Raw genomic sequence first — 16,061 nt, forward strand, 5'->3', positions numbered from 1 at the left:
CGAGGACGTTCGGTCGGCGGAGGAGGGTCGGTTGATCAATATTTCGAGCGTAGTGGGCCAGCAGGGCAACTACGGCCAGGCGAACTACGCGACCACCAAATCCGGTCTGTTCGGCTTCACCCGGACCCTCGCGCTCGAACTCGCCTCCGAGGGCTCCACCGCTAACTGCGTCGCCCCCGGCTTCGTCGAGACGGACATGCTCGCGGACGTCCCCGAACGGGTCCGAGAGCACATTCTCAAGCGAATCCCCCTGGATCGGTTCGCACAGGTCGAGGACATCACCGGCATCGTTCGGTTTCTCGCCAGCCACGATTCGAGCTACATGACCGGCCAGGTCCTCGGGGTCAACGGCGGTATGGAGTGGTGAGCGTCGATGTCGGGACGCGCCGGCTCGGACTGTCCGGAGTGTGGCGGTCAACTGGTCCCCGAAGACGGCGGCATGATCTATCGGTGTCGCAACTGCTCGCGGGAGTTCGACCCAGCCGACGTCTTCTTGCTGTAATTTATTAGCGGTCGATGACGAGCAACACGACCCGCTCCAACACGAGCGCTTCCAGATCCGCGTCGGTCGCGTCCAGTTCGACGCCCCCGATATCGTAGAACTCCCTGACCCGACGTTCGTCGTACTCCCCGAGTGTCGTCGCCGGAGCGAGCAGTTCGCGAACCGCTTCCCCGGCGCTCCTTTCGTCTCCGGGACCGTCGACCAGCACGACGACCGGCGTCTCGCCGGTCGAAACCCCCATCTCGAGGGCTCGGTCGATCTGTCTCCGTCCCGCGGCGTAGAGGGCGATCTCGACGGCGCGGTCGCGCGCGATCCCGTCGCCGCGATCGCGCTCTCTGTCCGCGATCTCGACGGCGCGGTCGAGATGCCGCCTCGAGACGACACATCGGGCGTCGAACGCCTGCACCGTCACGTTGTGTTCGTCTCCGATCCGTCCCAGCGCCGCGACGAACGCGCCGACGTCGGCGAACCGTTCGCCCCCAACCGTCGCGATCCCCTCGATCAGACGCACCGCCTCACCGCCATCAGAAATCACCGAGATTCGATTGGTCCGGCCTCGCCGACTCGGCGGTCACTTCCTCGCGCTCGTCGTCGGGTTCCGATATCGCCGTCGGATCGGGTTCGATCCCGTCCATATCCGGATCGCGGTGGCCAGCAGCTTCGAGCACGTTCTCGGCGGTTTTTTCTCGCCCGCGGAGAGCGGCCAGAACGACCGCCTTGTCCGCTTCCCGGAGCTCGGACCGCGTCTCGATGCCCGCGTCGTGGAGCCGGCGGGCCCGTTTTCGGCCGACGCCGCGGACCCCCGCCAGATCGATAAGCTCCTCGCCGACGCCGTGTTGGACGCGCTTTCTGGCCTCGGCGACTGCCCGAACGCTGTCGAGGCCGAGTTCGCCCGCCAGCGACTCGGCGGCCCCGAGGAGCCACTCTGCCGTGTCGACCTTCCCGCGGATGTCGCCGGGACCGACGCCGTAGCGCTCCGCGATCTCCCCCTCGTCGACCTCGCTCGCCCAGTCTTCGAGCATCCGGGCGGTCTTCAGCGCCGACAACCAGTCCTCGAAGCGCCCCTCCTCGAACTCGCTCGGCATGTCGCCGAGGAACTCCGATTCGCGCTCGTAGGCCAACATCGTGTACTTCTCGCGGTCGCCCGAGCGGAGGTAGAGTTCGTACATGTCCGGGGTTCGCGAGACGAGGTGGTACAGCCCCATCGAGGTCGGCGACTGCGCCCCCGCCGCTTCGAGGCCGTCGATGATCTCGGCGGCGCTCATCGGATCGAGATACAGCCGCGAGACGGTGTGGCCGAGATTCGTCGCCTCGATCGTCCCGTCCCGATCGACGAACCCGTTCCGTTCCAGATACTCGAGCGTCGAATCGACGATCCGTTCGAGATTGTCGCTTCCCTCCGGGCCGCGTCGATACTGCGTCGCATAGAGGGTTTGATCGAGGAACTCCAACAGCGCCCCGCGCGAATCCGCAAAGCCCGAAGCGATCGTCGCGAGCAGGTGGGTCCGCATCGAGGGTTCGCGCGCGAGTTTCGATTCGACCGGTTCCGGTTCGGCCCAGACGTAGCGGTCGAGCAACTCTTCGAGTTCGTCGTGACTGTTCGCGAGCAACAAGGCTTCACCGTAGGGATCGCGCCCCGGTCGACCGGCCCGGCCCATCATCTGGTGGACTTCGAGCACGGAGAGCGGCTGCATCCCGCCCGCCTCCCCCGAATACCGCCGCCAATCGCGGACGACGACCCGCCGAGAGGGAGTGTTGACGCCCGCTGCGAGCGTCGGCGTCGCACAGACGACCTTGATCAGCCGAGCGCGGAAGGCGTCCTCGACGATCGATCGGTGTTGGCTCGAACAGCCGGCGTGGTGAAACGCCGCGCCCTTCTCGACGCAGTCGGCGAGGTCGTCGCTCGTTTCCGTGTCCGAGACGCCCCGGATCTCCTCGGCCAACTCCGTCAGCCGCTCGCGTTCGTCGGCGTCAAGGCCCTTACGGCTCGTGTTCGCCAGCCGCCTTGCGGCACCTTCGGCATTTCGCCGCGAATTGACGAACACGAGCGTCGAACCCTCCTCCGCGAGCGTGTCCCGGACGATCGCTTCGGTGGGCTTCTCGTTCGATTCGACGCGCAACTCGCGCTGGCTGCCGTCGCCGAAGTGCAGTGCCTGTCCGTACTGGACGCCCGTCTTGAGCTCGATCGGTCGCCACGTCGAATCGATCAACTCGGCGTCGAGCCACTCGGCCATCGTTTCGGCGTTGCCGACGGTCGCCGAGAGCGCGACGACCTGCAGATTCGGGTTGATTCGGCGCAGCTTTGCGAGCGTCACTTCGAGCGTCGGTCCCCGGTTCGGATCGTTCACGAGGTGGACCTCGTCGCTCACGACGCAGTCGAGATCCCGTACCCACGGCGCGCCGTTTCTGACGAGCGAGTCGACCTTCTCGCTCGTGGCGACGATGATGTCCTTCTCGGAGAGCCACTCGCCACTGTCCTCGTAGTTGCCGGTCGAAACCCCGATCGAGACGCCGTGTGCCTCGAAGGCGGAGAACTCCTCGCGCTTCTCGCTGGCGAGCGCCCGCAGCGGCACGATGTACAGCGCCTTCCCGCCGCGCTCGACCGCCGACAACATCGCGAGCTGGGCGATGAGCGTCTTCCCGCTCGCGGTGGGTATCGACGCGACCAGACTGTCGCCGTCGGTGACGCCCGCCTCGACGGCCTCGGCTTGCGGCGGATACAGCGACTCGATACCCTCCTCTCGGAGGTGATCCGCAACCCACGGTGGTACCCCGGAGACCTCGGCAACGTCCATTGATCCTCGGTTGTGCGTCACCGAATGTAAATGATCGTATCGGCCATCCGAATCTCCAGCATCGTTTTTAGCTCCGCGCGAAAACTGTCGGGTAATGCCCCCTCTCCGCGTGAAACACACGCCGGTCGACAGGTAATTCGTGTTCTCCACGTCGAAGACGATCGGTCGGTTCTCGATCTCACTTCGGCCTTTCTCGATAGGGAGTTGCGGAACGTCTCTGTCGCCACCGAGACGACGCCAGACAACGCCATGGCGCGACTCGAAGCGGAACCGTTCGACTGCGTAATAAGCGATTACGACATGCCCAGACAGAACGGGCTGGAACTCTTCGAGGTGATCCGCGAGGAGTATCCGCTGCTTCCGTTCGTCCTCTACACCGGCAAGGGATCAGAAGAGATCGCGAGTAAGGCGGTCAACGCCGGCGTCACCGGCTACTTCCAGAAGGGCGGACCCGACCAACAGCGCCGCCTTGCGAACCGATCCCGTGTCGGGACCACATGGGTGTGTTGCCGTACGAGGCCGAGGAGTTCCGCGGTAGCGTCGGCATCCTGCGAAACATCCGTGAGGAGGTTCGACGCGAGGAGACGCTCGAACGCCGCGAAACCGAACTCGAGCGAAAAACGCGAACGAGTGACGAGGCACCGATCGGGATCACGGTCTCCGATCCGAGTCGCGAGGACAACCCGCTGATCTACGTCAACGATCGATTCGTCGAGATGACCGGCTACCAACGCTCGGAATCGATCGGCGAGAACTGTCGATTCCTGCAGGGCCCCGAAACGGACGAACGACCGGTGATGAAGCTCCGGCGCGCGATCGAAGCCGGGGAGCCGACGACCGTCGAGATCAAAAACTATCGCAAGGACGGCGACCCGTTCTGGAACCGCATCAGCGTCAGTCCCCTGTCGTCCGACGACGGGGAACTCGACTACTGGGTGGGTTTCCAACGGGATATCACGGCGTACAAACGACGCGAACGGGAACTCGAGCGACAGAACGATCGCCTCGAACGCTTTGCGGGCATCGTCTCCCACGACCTCAGATCACGGATAAGCGTCGCCGCCGGTCGGATCGAGTTGGCGAAGGACGAGGCCGAAGTCGACGGCGAGTCGACGAACCTCGACGCCGCCCTCGACGCGCTCGATCGGCTGTCGACGATCGTAGACGATACCCTCACGCTGGCTCGTCAAGGAGATCGCCGGAGCCCACGGCTGGACCGTCTCAGTCGACGAATCCGAGTCCGGCGGCGCGCGCTTCGAAATCCGTGGCGTCGTGACGGTCTGATCGAATGCCGTCACTCCTTTAGCCCCCTCGCTCGAACCCAGGGTATGAAAGTGCGCTTCGACCGCGACACGTGTATCGGGATGTTTCAGTGCGTCGCCGAGTGGGACGCCTTCGAGGAGAACAAAGACGAGGGGAAGGCCGATCTGGCCGATTCGGAGGAAGTCGACCCGAACGTGTTCGAGCGAGCGGTTCCCGACGGTGCGGAACTCGACGCGAAGTTCGCCGCGAGAGTGTGTCCGGTCGATGCGATCGAGATCTACGACGACGACGGCGAGCAGATCGTGTAGGCGATCCGAACCCCTCTAGACGAAACCATTATATGTGTCGATACTGTGTTCTCTACGCGAAGGTGTATCATGATGTCCGATAACGATAGTCTCGACGCTCGGCGACTCCGTGAATGGGCATCGCTGACCGGCGATCGACTCCCCGAGAGATACGGCGCTCATCCCGAACTCGACGGCGAGTAACCCCCGAGATCAGCTGATCTTCTCGTACTGTTCGGCGAGCTTGTCGGCCGCGTCGTCCATGAGTCCCGCCTCGTACTCGTCGAGTTCCCATTCGACGACTTCCTCGACGCCGTTCGAACCGAGCTTGACCGGAACGCCGAAGGCGGTCTCTCCGTAGCCGAACTCGCCGTCGAGGACGAGCGATCCGGGGAGCACTTCGCCCGTATCGCGGAGCACCGCTTCGACCATGTGGGCGACGCCCGTCGCCGGGCCCCACTGAGTCGCACCCTTCCGTTCGATGACGTCCATCGCGGACTCCTGTAGGTCGCCGAGGATCTCCTCGCGCTCGTCGGCCGCGAACTCGGGGTCGGACCCGTCGACGCGGACCTTCGAGAAGACCGGCACCTGTGCGTCGCCGTGTTCGCCGAGAATGGTCGCGTCGACGTTTTTTACGGGGACATCGAATCGCTCCGAGAGAACGTACCGGAACCGCGCGGAGTCGAGCCGACCGCCGAAGCCGATGACCGAGTGTCGGTCGCGGTCGCCCGACTCGTAGAGGTGCCGGTTCAGCAGGTCGACCGGGTTGGAGGTGGTGATCGACACGTAGTCGTCGTTGTACTCGTCGAGCGACGAGCCGATGTCCTCCATGATCGGAGCGTTGTCGCCCGCGAGGTCGATCCGGGTCTGTCCCGGCTGGCGGGGAATTCCGGCGGTGATGACGACGACGTCGGAGCCGGCGGTGTCCTCGTACTCACCCTGTCGAATCGTCGTGTTGGAGTCGTAGGCGACGCCATGGTTCGTGTCGGCAGCCTGTCCGATTGTCGTCTCCCGTTGGTCCGGGATGTCGACGAACACCAACTCGTCGGCGATATCACGCAACGCGATATTGTAGCCGGCAGCGGCCCCGACAGTCCCCGCGGCTCCAATGATGCTAACCTTCGGCATAACTGTTCGAAAGCGGGTGTGGAAGCCGATTAACTCTTGTCTTTTTTGTTGAACGTACGTTCGTCCTAACCCTGCGGTAGCAGTCCGATACGGGCTGTTTTCGCCTTCCGTCGAACTGCCTCACGTCAACCGGCGTACGCCAGAACGGCGTCGTTACTGCGACCTCCCGTCCACGGTGAATCGTCCCGACGAGCGCCGCAACCGACAGCGTTTCACGCTCGCGCCGTCTTCGACCGATAATGACCGACGACATCGTCGTCCGAGGTGCCTCCGAGCACAACCTGAAGGACATCGACGTGTCCATCCCCCGCGAGGAGTTCACCGTCGTCACCGGCCTCTCCGGCTCGGGTAAATCATCGCTCGCGTTCGAAACGATCTACGCCGAGGGCCAGCGGCGGTACATCGAATCGCTCAGCGCCTACGCCCGGAACTTCCTCGGGCAGATGGACAAACCGCAGGTCGAAACCGTCGAGGGACTCTCGCCGGCCATCTCCATCGACCAGAAGAACGCCGCCAACAATCCCCGCTCGACGGTCGGGACCGTTACCGAACTCCACGACTACCTCCGATTGCTGTACGCCCGCGTCGGCACACCGCACTGTCCGGAGTGTGGGCGCGAAGTCGGCGAACAGAGCGCTCAACAGATGGTTCGTCGTCTACTCGACCTCCCCGAGGGAACCCGCGCGAAGCTCTGTGCGCCGGTCATCCGCGACCAGAAGGGCGCATTCGAGGATCGCTTCGACGAGTTCGTCAGCGAAGGGTACACCCGAGTCGAGGTCGACGGCGAGGAGGTCGATCTCTCGCTCGACCGCCCCGACCTCGACGAGAACTACGATCACACCGTCGACATCGTCGTCGACCGCGTGAAACTGACCGACGACGCCCGCTCGCGGATCACGGATTCCGTCGAGACTGCCCTCGAGGAGGCCGACGGCGTTCTGAAAGTCATCTTTCCCGATCCGCCAGAAGACGCCGGCATCGGCGGCTCCAAGACCCGACGCACGGGCGATCTCGCCGGTGAGAGCCGCGGGGTCCATGGCGCCGCGAAGGAAGCGAGCGGAGAGCGGAGTGACCCGCGAGCGGACGACCGACTCGTCGTCGAGTTCTCCGAGGAACTCGCCTGTACGCACTGCGGGATCGACCTCCCCGAGATCGAGACCCGGTCGTTCTCGTTCAATTCCCCGCACGGGGCCTGCCCAGACTGTGAGGGGATCGGCGAGACGAAGGAGGTCGACGAGGACCTCGTGATCCGGGACCCCGACAAGCCCATCAGAGACGTTTTCGAGCCGTGGAGTTACAATCGTTCGTACTACCGGACTCGCCTCGACAGCGTGGCGGCGCACTTCGATGTGAGCGTCGAGACGCCGTTCTCTGAGCTCCCGACTGACGTACAGCGGCAGTTCCTCTACGGCACCGATCGGGAGGTGGTCTTCGAGCGACGGACGAAAAACGGCACCCGGCGGAAGCAAAAGCGATTCGAGGGCGTCATTCCGAACCTCGACCGTCGGTACCTCGAAACCGACTCCGAGAGCACGCGCGAACACATCGCCGAGTACATGGCGACCACGACGTGTCCCTCGTGTGGAGGGACGCGCCTGAAACCCGAATCGCGGGCCGTGCTCGTCGCCGGCACGTCGATCACCGACGTCAATCGGCTGTCGATCGGGGACGCTTTGGATCACTTCGAGGACCTGAACGCGGATCTCGACGAGCGCGAGCGGACTATCGCCGAGGAGATCGTCAAGGAAATCCGCGCACGCCTCGGCTTCATGGAGGAGGTCGGCCTCGAATATCTCACGCTCGATCGGGAAGCGTCGACGCTCTCCGGTGGCGAGAGCCAACGGATCAGACTCGCGACGCAGGTCGGCTCCGGTCTCGTCGGCGTCCTCTACGTTCTCGACGAGCCGTCAATCGGCCTCCACCAGCGCGACAACGACAAACTGCTGGACACCCTCGAGGGGCTTCGGGATCTCGGAAACACGCTCATCGTCGTCGAACACGACGAGGAGACGATGTGGCGCGCGGACACAGTCATCGACATGGGCCCCGGTCCCGGCAAGCGCGGCGGCGAGGTCGTCGCGAACGGGGGCGTCGACGAGCTCATCGACGCCGAGGGCTCCATTACCGGCGACTATCTCGCTGGCAGACGTTCGATCCCGGTCCCCGAGACGCGCCGCGACCCGGACGGCTACCTCACGGTTCGTGGGGCCAGACAGCACAATCTCGACGACCTCGACGTGTCCTTCCCGTTGGGCTGTTTCACCGCGATAACCGGTGTCTCCGGCTCCGGGAAATCGACTCTACTGCACGAAATCCTGTACAAGGGGCTCGTCCGCCGAATGAACGACACCGACGTGTTCCCCGGCGATCACGACGATATCGGGGGCATCGAACACGTCGAAACGGTCCGACTCATCGATCAGTCCCCGATCGGGCGGACGCCCCGATCGAACCCCGCGACCTACACCAACGTCTTCGACCACATTCGCGAACTGTTCGCCGAGACGAAGCTCTCGAAACAGCGCGGCTACGAGAAGGGGCGATTCTCGTTCAACGTCAAGGGCGGTCGGTGTGAGTCCTGTGGCGGTCAGGGAACTGTCAAGATCGACATGAACTTCCTTTCGGACGTGTACGTCCCCTGCGAGGAGTGCGACGGGGCGCGTTACAACGACGAGACGCTCGAAGTCACCTACAAGGGCGCGACCATCTCCGACGTGCTCGATATGGAGGTCGACGAGGCCTACGACTTTTTCGAGGGCCACAGCGGCATTCGTCGCCGACTCGAACTGCTTCAGGACGTCGGCCTGGGCTACATGCGGCTCGGTCAGCCGTCGACGACGCTCTCGGGTGGAGAGGCCCAACGGATCAAACTCGCCGAGGAGCTCGGCAAGCGCGACACCGGTGAGACGCTGTACCTCCTCGACGAACCGACGACCGGGCTTCACAGCGAGGACGAGCGGAAACTGATCGACGTGTTGCACCGACTCACCGACGACGGCAACACGATCGTCGTGGTCGAACACGAACTCGATCTCGTGAAGAACGCCGACCACATCGTCGATCTCGGTCCCGAAGGCGGTGAGGGCGGCGGCGAGATCGTCGCCGAAGGGACGCCCGAGGCGGTCGCGCGTCTCGACGACTCCCACACCGGGCGGTATCTCAGAGATCACCTGCCGGCGATCGAGATCGAGGGGCCGCGCGCCGGCAGTCGGCGCGCCGCGGGTGACGACTGATCGCCGGCTCAACTTTTCGATCAGGTCCAGTGGCCGAGGACGTGTACCGCACCGACGATCGCCGCGCCGCCGATGGCGCTTCTCGCCCCCACGGGCGGTGCGGGGATCATTCCGAGCGGCCCGGATGGCTCATCCGATTCGTCTTCGGTGGGGTCAGCTGGCGTCTCGGTCGGCTCCGTCGACGGCTCCCCTTCGACTTCGTCAGTGTCGTTTTCCTCGTCTCCCTCCCCGTCTCGGTCGCCGTCGACGAGTAACCGTCCCGAGACTTCGTCGTCGTCCGTCGAGACCGTGTACGGGTACTCGCCGGGGGCCAGAGCTGCCGTGCTGTCGCCAAAGTCGAACGTCGTGCTCGCGTTCCCGTCGAGTCCGACAGTCCGATCGCCGAACGATTCACCGTCGATCGAGAGTTCGACGGACTGTTCATCGGCCACGTACCCACGGTTTTCGACCGCAACGGAGAGGTTTTCGAGCCCGCTTCCGGCTGTGATAGCGACGGTTTCGTTGTACTCCGAAATCTCGTAGTTCACCAGCGGTTCGTCCTCGCCGATGACGACCGCGGCCCGCTTATCCACGAGCCGTTGGTCCGCGTAGAATTCGGTCTCGACCGTCGCTCCCGATTCGAGCACCGACAGATCGTGCGTCACGTTGAACGCGCCATCGGTGCCGATCTCCACGTCTTCTATGGTGGCCCGTGCCGATTGCGTCCGGGTCTCGGCGACGAGCTGGATCGCCACGTCAGTACCGGGTGCGAGGTTCGTTCGGCCCGTGATCGTCCCGTTTTCTGAACTCCGGACGATCGGTCGTTGGCGATCGTCCACGCGATCGTATTCGGCCGTCGGTTCCTCGATCGTGACGAACCGCGTTTCCGTGTCGTTGCCTGCGTCGGCGTCAACGTACGGGAAATGCGGCGCTGCGCCGCTCGGATCGACCGCGTCGTGATCGACCGTCCCGAACCAATCCGCCTTTCCGGTCGAGTTGTAGCCGAATCGGAACCGGTACTCGTCGCCCGGCACCGGCTCGCGATCGAACGGTCCTGTTCCGCGGGTATCCAACACGAGATAGTAGCGATCGAACGACTGACTCCCGTGGGTTCCGTTCGTCGGCGCAGGGACGAGATACAGTTCGCCGTCGGTCGATCCACCGATGTCCAGCACGGCGGCCGCTTCGTTTTGCCCCGGATTCGTCTGTTCGCCGTCGATTCGGAAGCCGTCGGGAAATTCGAGCAGTTTCGAAAGCATCGGTGGGTCGATACCGGGACCGTCCGATCCGAGCCGATCGTCCAGCCACGAGACGACGCCAGTCATCCCCTCGGCCTCGATTTCGAAGACGAGCCGATCGCCCTTTGCAACGGCGCTGCGCTCGGTCAGTTCGGTCGTCAGCCCCTTGTCGGTCGCTCGGAGGTCGTCGACGTCGTTCGCGCTTCCCTCGGGTGCGACGTACGTCGTGACGCTCCCGAAGCCGTCCGTATCGGTGATGAGCAGATTCGATCGGGCCACCGGCCGTTCGAACTCCGGCACGCCGTCGTCGCGGACGACGACCGATCCGCCGATGCCCGCGACGAGCCGGTATCGCCCCGGTTGTAGCGGTCGAGGGAGGTCTCCGACCCCGACATCCGATCTGAACTCGCCGATGTCGTCGGCGTCGCCTTCGAACGTCACGTCGTCGAAGGCCTCGGCATCGGGGGCGTGTACATAGCTCGTCACCGATCCCCCTTCGGCGGCGTAGACCTCCTCGCTCGGGACGTTCGTCCCGAGCAGTCGCGTGTTGATACGCACCGTCGTATCTCCCTCGACGTGGAGGATATCGAAGTAGTTCTCCAGAACGGTATCGTCGCTTTCCCTGTCGCCGCCGATCATGACGTACGCCTCCTCGGTATCCTCGAGGCTGATGTCGGCCTCGACGATCGCACCGGCTTCAGCTTCGAACACGTCGCTGCCGAACTCGGCCCCGACGTCGCGTTCCTTGACCGCGATCGAGGAGCTATCGCGCCCGTTCGTGTCGGTCGCCTCGAACTCGAACTCGTAGGTGGCAGCCGAAACCGAATCGAACGTCACTGGGATCGAACCGCCCGACTCGACGCCTGTGATGCGGATCGTCGTCTCCGAGCCGTCGATCCGCTCGACGGCCGGATTCGCCGCACCGTCGAAGACCTCGAACAGCTCCTCAGCGTCGAGTTCGGTCGACGTGACGTTCACGTCGAAGGCCGTCGTCCGAAGCGGGGACTCGAGCGTCACGTTCGTTTCGGCTCCGCCGCCGACCGCATCTACCTCGCCGTCGGCCGGCGTCGCCTCCAACCGGTGCGGCTGTACGCGAAACGCGTTCGCTTCGACGGTGGCGATATCGTCCCCGTAGACGATGTACCAGCCGGCGTCGAGCGGTTCGGCTCCCGTATCGATCGTCCCGGAGCCTTCGGTCGAACCGACCGCCTCGATGGGCTCTCCCAGCGAGCCGTCGTCGGGATCGAACTCGTAGAGCGTGTACGCCGTGTCGGGATCGAGATTCGTCACCGTCGCCGTCTGATTTCGAAAGACGAACTCCGTCGACGGCGGGAATCGCTCCTCGCCGTCCACGTCGTAGGAGAGGCGTTTAATCGGCAGTTCGGTCCCGGTCTCAGCGGTTCCGATCGAATCGGTCACCTCGACATCGATCGCGTACGTCGCCCCATCGAACGACGACTCGGTCGGGTGCTCGAGCGTGAACTCGATGTCGGCTTCGAGGTCGATCTCCGTCATCGAGTCGTCGTCGACCTCGAACGTCGTCTCCGTTCCTTCCGTCTCGACCTCCCCGACGATCTCCACGCCGTCGGTTTGGATCTCGACGTCCGGATCGTCCCCGATCGCCGCCGCGCTCCACCCGGATAGATCCACGGTCACCGTGGCGGGGCCATCGGTGGTATCGATGTCGATCGCCTCGACGGCGACCGTGTGGTCGTCCTCGATGCCGATCCACGATTCGTTGTCCTCGATCGTCACGCCGTCTACCGTCGGTCCATCGGCGGCTACCGGGACACTGCTCACACATGCGACGCCCAGCAGAACGAACACGACCGCCGCGACGAGGCGGACGCTCCGTTGGCGTGGATGGCTGACGCCGAGATCGAAACCTCGGGTGTGCGAATCGTTCGGCATACACTCGTCTACGGCGACGTTCTTCGGCATCACTTATGAACCGTCGGAGGGGGTCAGTTTCCGATGCTGAGCCGGACCGAGCCTTGATGTATAGCGCCCCGGTATGCTCCGTCGATCACCCATGCCGTCGTGCCGGAACTGTGGAACCGACCTCGCGGAGTCCGCTCGCTTCTGCCCGAGCTGTGCCACCCCGCAGACCGAGGAGGCCAGCCGACGGCTCTCGCAGTTCATAAACGAGCGGGCACAGCAGTCGGTCGGTGGCGATGCATCCGGCGACGATGGAGTGGCCGCCGACGCGCTCCGCCATCGAGCGCAGTACGCCCTCGGATATCTCGGCGTTGTCGCCGGTCTTTCGACGCTGCTGGCGGGCGCGGGGGTGTTCTTCCTCCTCGCCGGCCTGTTCGTCCTCCCGCCGGTGCAGGCGCTGTTGGAATCGCGTCTCGGCCGATCCATCGGTCCCCGGCCGACCGCCGCCGCGACGGCCGCGCTCTTCGCCGTCGGCACCGCGGCGTTCGTCGCGGTCTAATCCATGCGCATCACGGGACTCGACGTGTTGGCGATGGCCCTCGGTTCCGTCGCGGTCGTCTTCTCGGGGTTCGTTCTCGCGCACTCGACGTGGGGCGGCGTGGCGCTTCTCGTCGGCGGGCTGCTCGCGCTTTCGATCGCGCCGCTTCGAGCACGGATTCCGGCCCCGGCTCCCGCGGTTTGGCTCTGTTTCCTATTGCTCCTCTCGGCCGGAATCGGGGGCTTTCTCGTCGGCTTCGGCGTCTTCGATTCGCCGAGCGTCGATGGCGAGTGGGACGCGACGCTTCACGACGGCGACACCGGGGACGCGACCGTCGTCGTCACGGGAACGGCAACGAACGTCGGCGACGGCCCGGCCGGGCGCGTGACGATCAGCGTAACGCTGTACGACGCGGCCGGCGAATCGCTAGACTCCGAGGACGTTCGACTCGAAGGTGTTCGTGCGGGCGCGAGCCAACAGTTCTTCGTTCGGTTCGGGCCGGACGATCGGTTGTCGACGTTCGAGGAGGTCGACGTCGAACTGTCCGTGCGCGAACAGTGAGCCGGTATCGCGGCTTCGTATCCGCGACTCCGCCGCCGATACGGCCTCCAAACTTATTCCGGTGGCGTCTGAGAGGCCGGTATGGAACTCGTCGATATCGGATTGGTGCTCGCGGGACTGGTGTTGGTGTTCTTCGGCGCGACCCTGTCGGTGTACGCGACCGCGCTGCTCGGCTTTCTGATCGGGGCCGGCGGCGGCTACGTTCTCGCACCGCAACTCATCGGTGCACTCGGTGCCGGCGGACTGGTCGCGTTCGTGGCCGCGATCGCCGTCGGTGGGGCGTTGGGGGCTGCCCTCGCGTACGTCGCGCTCTCGTTCGCGACGGCGATCCCAGCGTTCGTCGTCGGCGCGTACATCGGGCTATACGTCATTACGCCGATCTTCACCGAGGGGGGCTTCGTTCGGTACCTCGTGATGATCGTCGCCGGCTTCGTCGCGGCGGCGATCGGCTTTACGCTTACCAAGTTCGCGCTGATGTTCATCACCGCGTTTATCGGCGCAGCCTTCGCCTCGAGCGCGGTGACGCTTTCGAACCTGACCGCCGTCCGCGATAGCTTCTCGCCCGATCCGATCCTCTTCGATCCGCTCGGGACGACGCCGCTTTTCGGCTTCGAGGTGCCGCTGTTCGGCGCGCTGTTCGTCCTCGGCATCATCTCACAGATCGGCCTATTCAAACTCGGCTGGGTCGCCCGCTTTGCGACGGTTCTCCCGGGCGTCGGCCGGGTGCTCGGCGACGGTGAGGGAACGTGACATCCTCGCCCGCGGTAAACGGCGGGATTCTCTCGCTGATTAAAGATAGTCTCGCGGTTCAGGCAATGTCGACGTACATGACGGTGATTCCCGGATAGAGAAACGTACTGACTATCCGATCTCCCGTGGTCATCGTCTGAGGACTCTCAAGAAATTTACGCAGGATTCAACGAGACGTTGCGGTGGATATTTGATCGCTGGACGCCCTCCTACGACCATGTACGATGCCGTCGTCGTGGGGGCGGGGCCGGCCGGGTCGCGCTTTGCACGCTCGGCCGCCGAACGCGGATGGGACGTGCTCGCCCTCGAATCGGGCGAGATCGGACTTCCGCTCGCCTGCTCGGGCCACGTCAGCCTCGATGTCTGGGAGTTCGTCCCCGACGACGCCCGCGAGAAACTGCTGCAAAACGAGATCTACGGCGCGCGGTTTCACCTCGGGGGGGCCGACAGCCGGGCCCATCTATTCCACAAGGAAGAGGTCGTCTCGAACGCGATCGACCGCGTCGGACTCGACCGGACGCTGGCCGATTGTGCCCGCGAGGCGGGGGCCGACGTTCGCGCGGGCCACACCGTTACCGGGATTGAGGAGTATTCGGATCGCGTCGAGGTTCGGGCCAACGGTCCCGACGGCGTCGAGACGTTCACCGGACGGCTGGTCTGCGGTGCCGACGGCCCGCGATCGAAGGTCCGGGCGGCGGTCGGACTGCCGGAACCCGGAGAACTGCTGCACGGCGTGTTGGGCTTTTCGGACGAAATCGACGACGACGACTTCGTCGACGTTCACCTGACCGTTCCGCGCTTTTTCGCGTGGCGGATCCCCCGACAGGAGGCCGGCGTCGAGTACGGCCTCGCGGTCGCGCCCGGCGACGACGCCCCGGGGCGGTTCGAGGCGCTCGTCTCCGACTACGGCGTCGAGATACAGCGCCGCTGTTCGGGCGCGATCCCGATCGGGCCGCCCGATCGAACCGTCGGCCGGCGGAGTTTTCTGGTCGGCGACGCGGCGGGGCAGACGAAGCCGTTCACCGGCGGCGGTATCCTCTACGGGATGCGTGCGGCCGACATCGCGGCCCGCGAGATCGATCCCGAGCGTCCCGCGACGCTTCACGCCTACGAACACGCGTGGCGCTCGGAGTTGGGCGGCGATCAGACGCTTGGGGCGGCCATCCGGGCCGGCTACTCGCTGCCGCGGCCGATCCAGCGCGCGGGACTGCGGGCGTTCTCGGGTGAGATCGGCGTCCACATGGATCGGCCGACATCGCTGTTTTCGCGCGCGCAGCTCAGGGCGATGCTGTCGTGGGACTGATCCCCGTCGCCCCCCGAGGGTGGGTATGACGCGTTCTACGACGGGGTCTTTCCGGGTGCTCTCGGGTCGGTCCGGCGAGGAGTGGCTCCTGCTCGACGTCCAGTCGGCCGATCCCGCGTATCTCCCCCGATCGTCGCTGCCGGACGTCTCGGTCGGCAACCGAATCGCGGGCGACCTCGTCTGGGACGGCGAGGAGCCGGCGCTCGTCGATGCGACCGTCGAGACCGCCACTCGATTTCGATTCTCCCGCACGGAGGAGCCGATCTTCGAGGCGGCCCGGAGCTGTTTCGAGACCGCACGCGCCGAGGGCGAGGCGATGAACTCCCGGGTAACCTACGGCACCGATCGGGATCCGAACGGCGTCGTCTACACCTTCGCCGACAGTCCGGGCGGTCCCGACCTCTTTTCGGCGTTCCGCGACGGGCACAAACCGCTCGATCCGCTCGTCGCCCGGGCCGCCGAGGGCGTCGACCCGCCGTTTTCGGTGTGGATCATCGACCCCCGAGAGCCGGTCGTCGTCGTGTACATCGTCCTCGATCCGGACGGACTGCTGGAGCGGACGGTAGCGGAGACGTACGGCCAGTAAGCCCCGATTACTCGACCGGG

At 65.0% G+C, this 16,061-nt stretch carries 12 protein-coding genes and 2 pseudogenes; 10 read left to right on the forward strand and 4 right to left on the reverse strand.

Translation table 11 applies throughout. The features are described from left to right. Both R6U53_RS00005 and R6U53_RS00010 read left to right on the forward strand, forming a co-directional pair. Window positions 1-367: SDR family oxidoreductase (locus R6U53_RS00005; protein WP_410320327.1), on the forward strand; the 367-nt coding region annotated here is incomplete at its 5' end. Between the two features lie 6 nt (window positions 368-373). After that, complete coding sequence (locus tag R6U53_RS00010; protein ID WP_410320328.1) at window positions 374-502, forward strand: hypothetical protein; 129 nt, start codon at window positions 374-376, stop codon at window positions 500-502. A gap of 4 nt (window positions 503-506) precedes the next feature. Here the strand turns inward: R6U53_RS00010 and cgi121 are convergent, their stop codons facing one another. Both cgi121 and R6U53_RS00020 read right to left on the reverse strand, forming a co-directional pair. After that, the gene (gene cgi121 / locus R6U53_RS00015; protein WP_410320370.1) at window positions 507-1,013 is read right to left on the reverse strand and encodes a KEOPS complex subunit Cgi121; all 507 of its coding nucleotides are present in this window, start codon (window positions 1,011-1,013) and stop codon (window positions 507-509) included. 13 nt (window positions 1,014-1,026) lie between these two features. Further along, window positions 1,027-3,297 (reverse strand): ATP-dependent DNA helicase, encoded by a 2,271-nt coding sequence (locus R6U53_RS00020; RefSeq protein WP_410320329.1) that lies wholly within the window; start codon window positions 3,295-3,297, stop codon window positions 1,027-1,029. Window positions 3,298-3,432: 135 nt separating this feature from the next. On the opposite strand from R6U53_RS00020, the pseudogene R6U53_RS00025 reads away from it, so the two are divergent. Next, window positions 3,433-4,493: pseudogene (locus R6U53_RS00025) on the forward strand (PAS domain-containing protein); the annotation flags it as partial. A gap of 150 nt (window positions 4,494-4,643) precedes the next feature. Next, window positions 4,644-4,868: pseudogene (locus R6U53_RS00030) on the forward strand (ferredoxin); the annotation flags it as partial. A 192-nt stretch (window positions 4,869-5,060) separates the two neighbouring features. On the opposite strand, the gene mdh reads toward R6U53_RS00030, so the two are convergent. Next, entirely contained in the window at window positions 5,061-5,975 is a 915-nt protein-coding gene (mdh, locus tag R6U53_RS00035) for a malate dehydrogenase (protein ID WP_410320330.1), read from the reverse strand. 239 nt (window positions 5,976-6,214) lie between these two features. Here mdh and uvrA point away from each other — a divergent pair, with 239 nt between their 5' ends. Further along, a complete protein-coding gene (gene uvrA / locus R6U53_RS00040; RefSeq protein WP_410320331.1) occupies window positions 6,215-9,208 on the forward strand; it encodes an excinuclease ABC subunit UvrA in 2,994 nt (997 codons plus the stop codon). A 20-nt stretch (window positions 9,209-9,228) separates the two neighbouring features. Here the strand turns inward: uvrA and R6U53_RS00045 are convergent, their stop codons facing one another. Continuing rightward, window positions 9,229-12,366: a BGTF surface domain-containing protein gene (locus tag R6U53_RS00045; RefSeq protein WP_410320332.1), complete on the reverse strand. Its 3,138-nt coding sequence runs from the start codon at window positions 12,364-12,366 to the stop codon at window positions 9,229-9,231. Between the two features lie 91 nt (window positions 12,367-12,457). On the opposite strand from R6U53_RS00045, the gene R6U53_RS00050 reads away from it, so the two are divergent. The 5 genes from R6U53_RS00050 (at window position 12,458) to R6U53_RS00070 (ending at window position 16,041) form a co-directional block, all read left to right on the forward strand. Further along, window positions 12,458-12,862 carry a zinc ribbon domain-containing protein gene (locus R6U53_RS00050; protein ID WP_410320333.1) on the forward strand — a complete coding sequence of 135 codons (405 nt, stop codon included), beginning with the start codon at window positions 12,458-12,460 and terminating at the stop codon, window positions 12,860-12,862. Between the two features lie 3 nt (window positions 12,863-12,865). Then, window positions 12,866-13,402, forward strand: a complete 537-nt coding sequence (locus R6U53_RS00055; protein WP_410320334.1) for an FxLYD domain-containing protein — start codon at window positions 12,866-12,868, stop codon at window positions 13,400-13,402. Window positions 13,403-13,483: 81 nt separating this feature from the next. Next, window positions 13,484-14,152 (forward strand): phosphate ABC transporter permease, encoded by a 669-nt coding sequence (locus R6U53_RS00060; protein ID WP_410320335.1) that lies wholly within the window; start codon window positions 13,484-13,486, stop codon window positions 14,150-14,152. Window positions 14,153-14,369: 217 nt separating this feature from the next. Next, window positions 14,370-15,455 (forward strand): geranylgeranyl reductase family protein, encoded by a 1,086-nt coding sequence (locus R6U53_RS00065; RefSeq protein WP_410320336.1) that lies wholly within the window; start codon window positions 14,370-14,372, stop codon window positions 15,453-15,455. Window positions 15,456-15,480: 25 nt separating this feature from the next. Next, window positions 15,481-16,041: a DUF6663 family protein gene (locus R6U53_RS00070; RefSeq protein WP_410320337.1), complete on the forward strand. Its 561-nt coding sequence runs from the start codon at window positions 15,481-15,483 to the stop codon at window positions 16,039-16,041. Window positions 16,042-16,061 lie beyond the last annotated feature (20 nt).

Origin of the sequence: Natronomonas sp. (assembly GCF_046483325.1) — an archaeon.
GTDB lineage: Archaea > Halobacteriota > Halobacteria > Halobacteriales > Haloarculaceae > Natronomonas.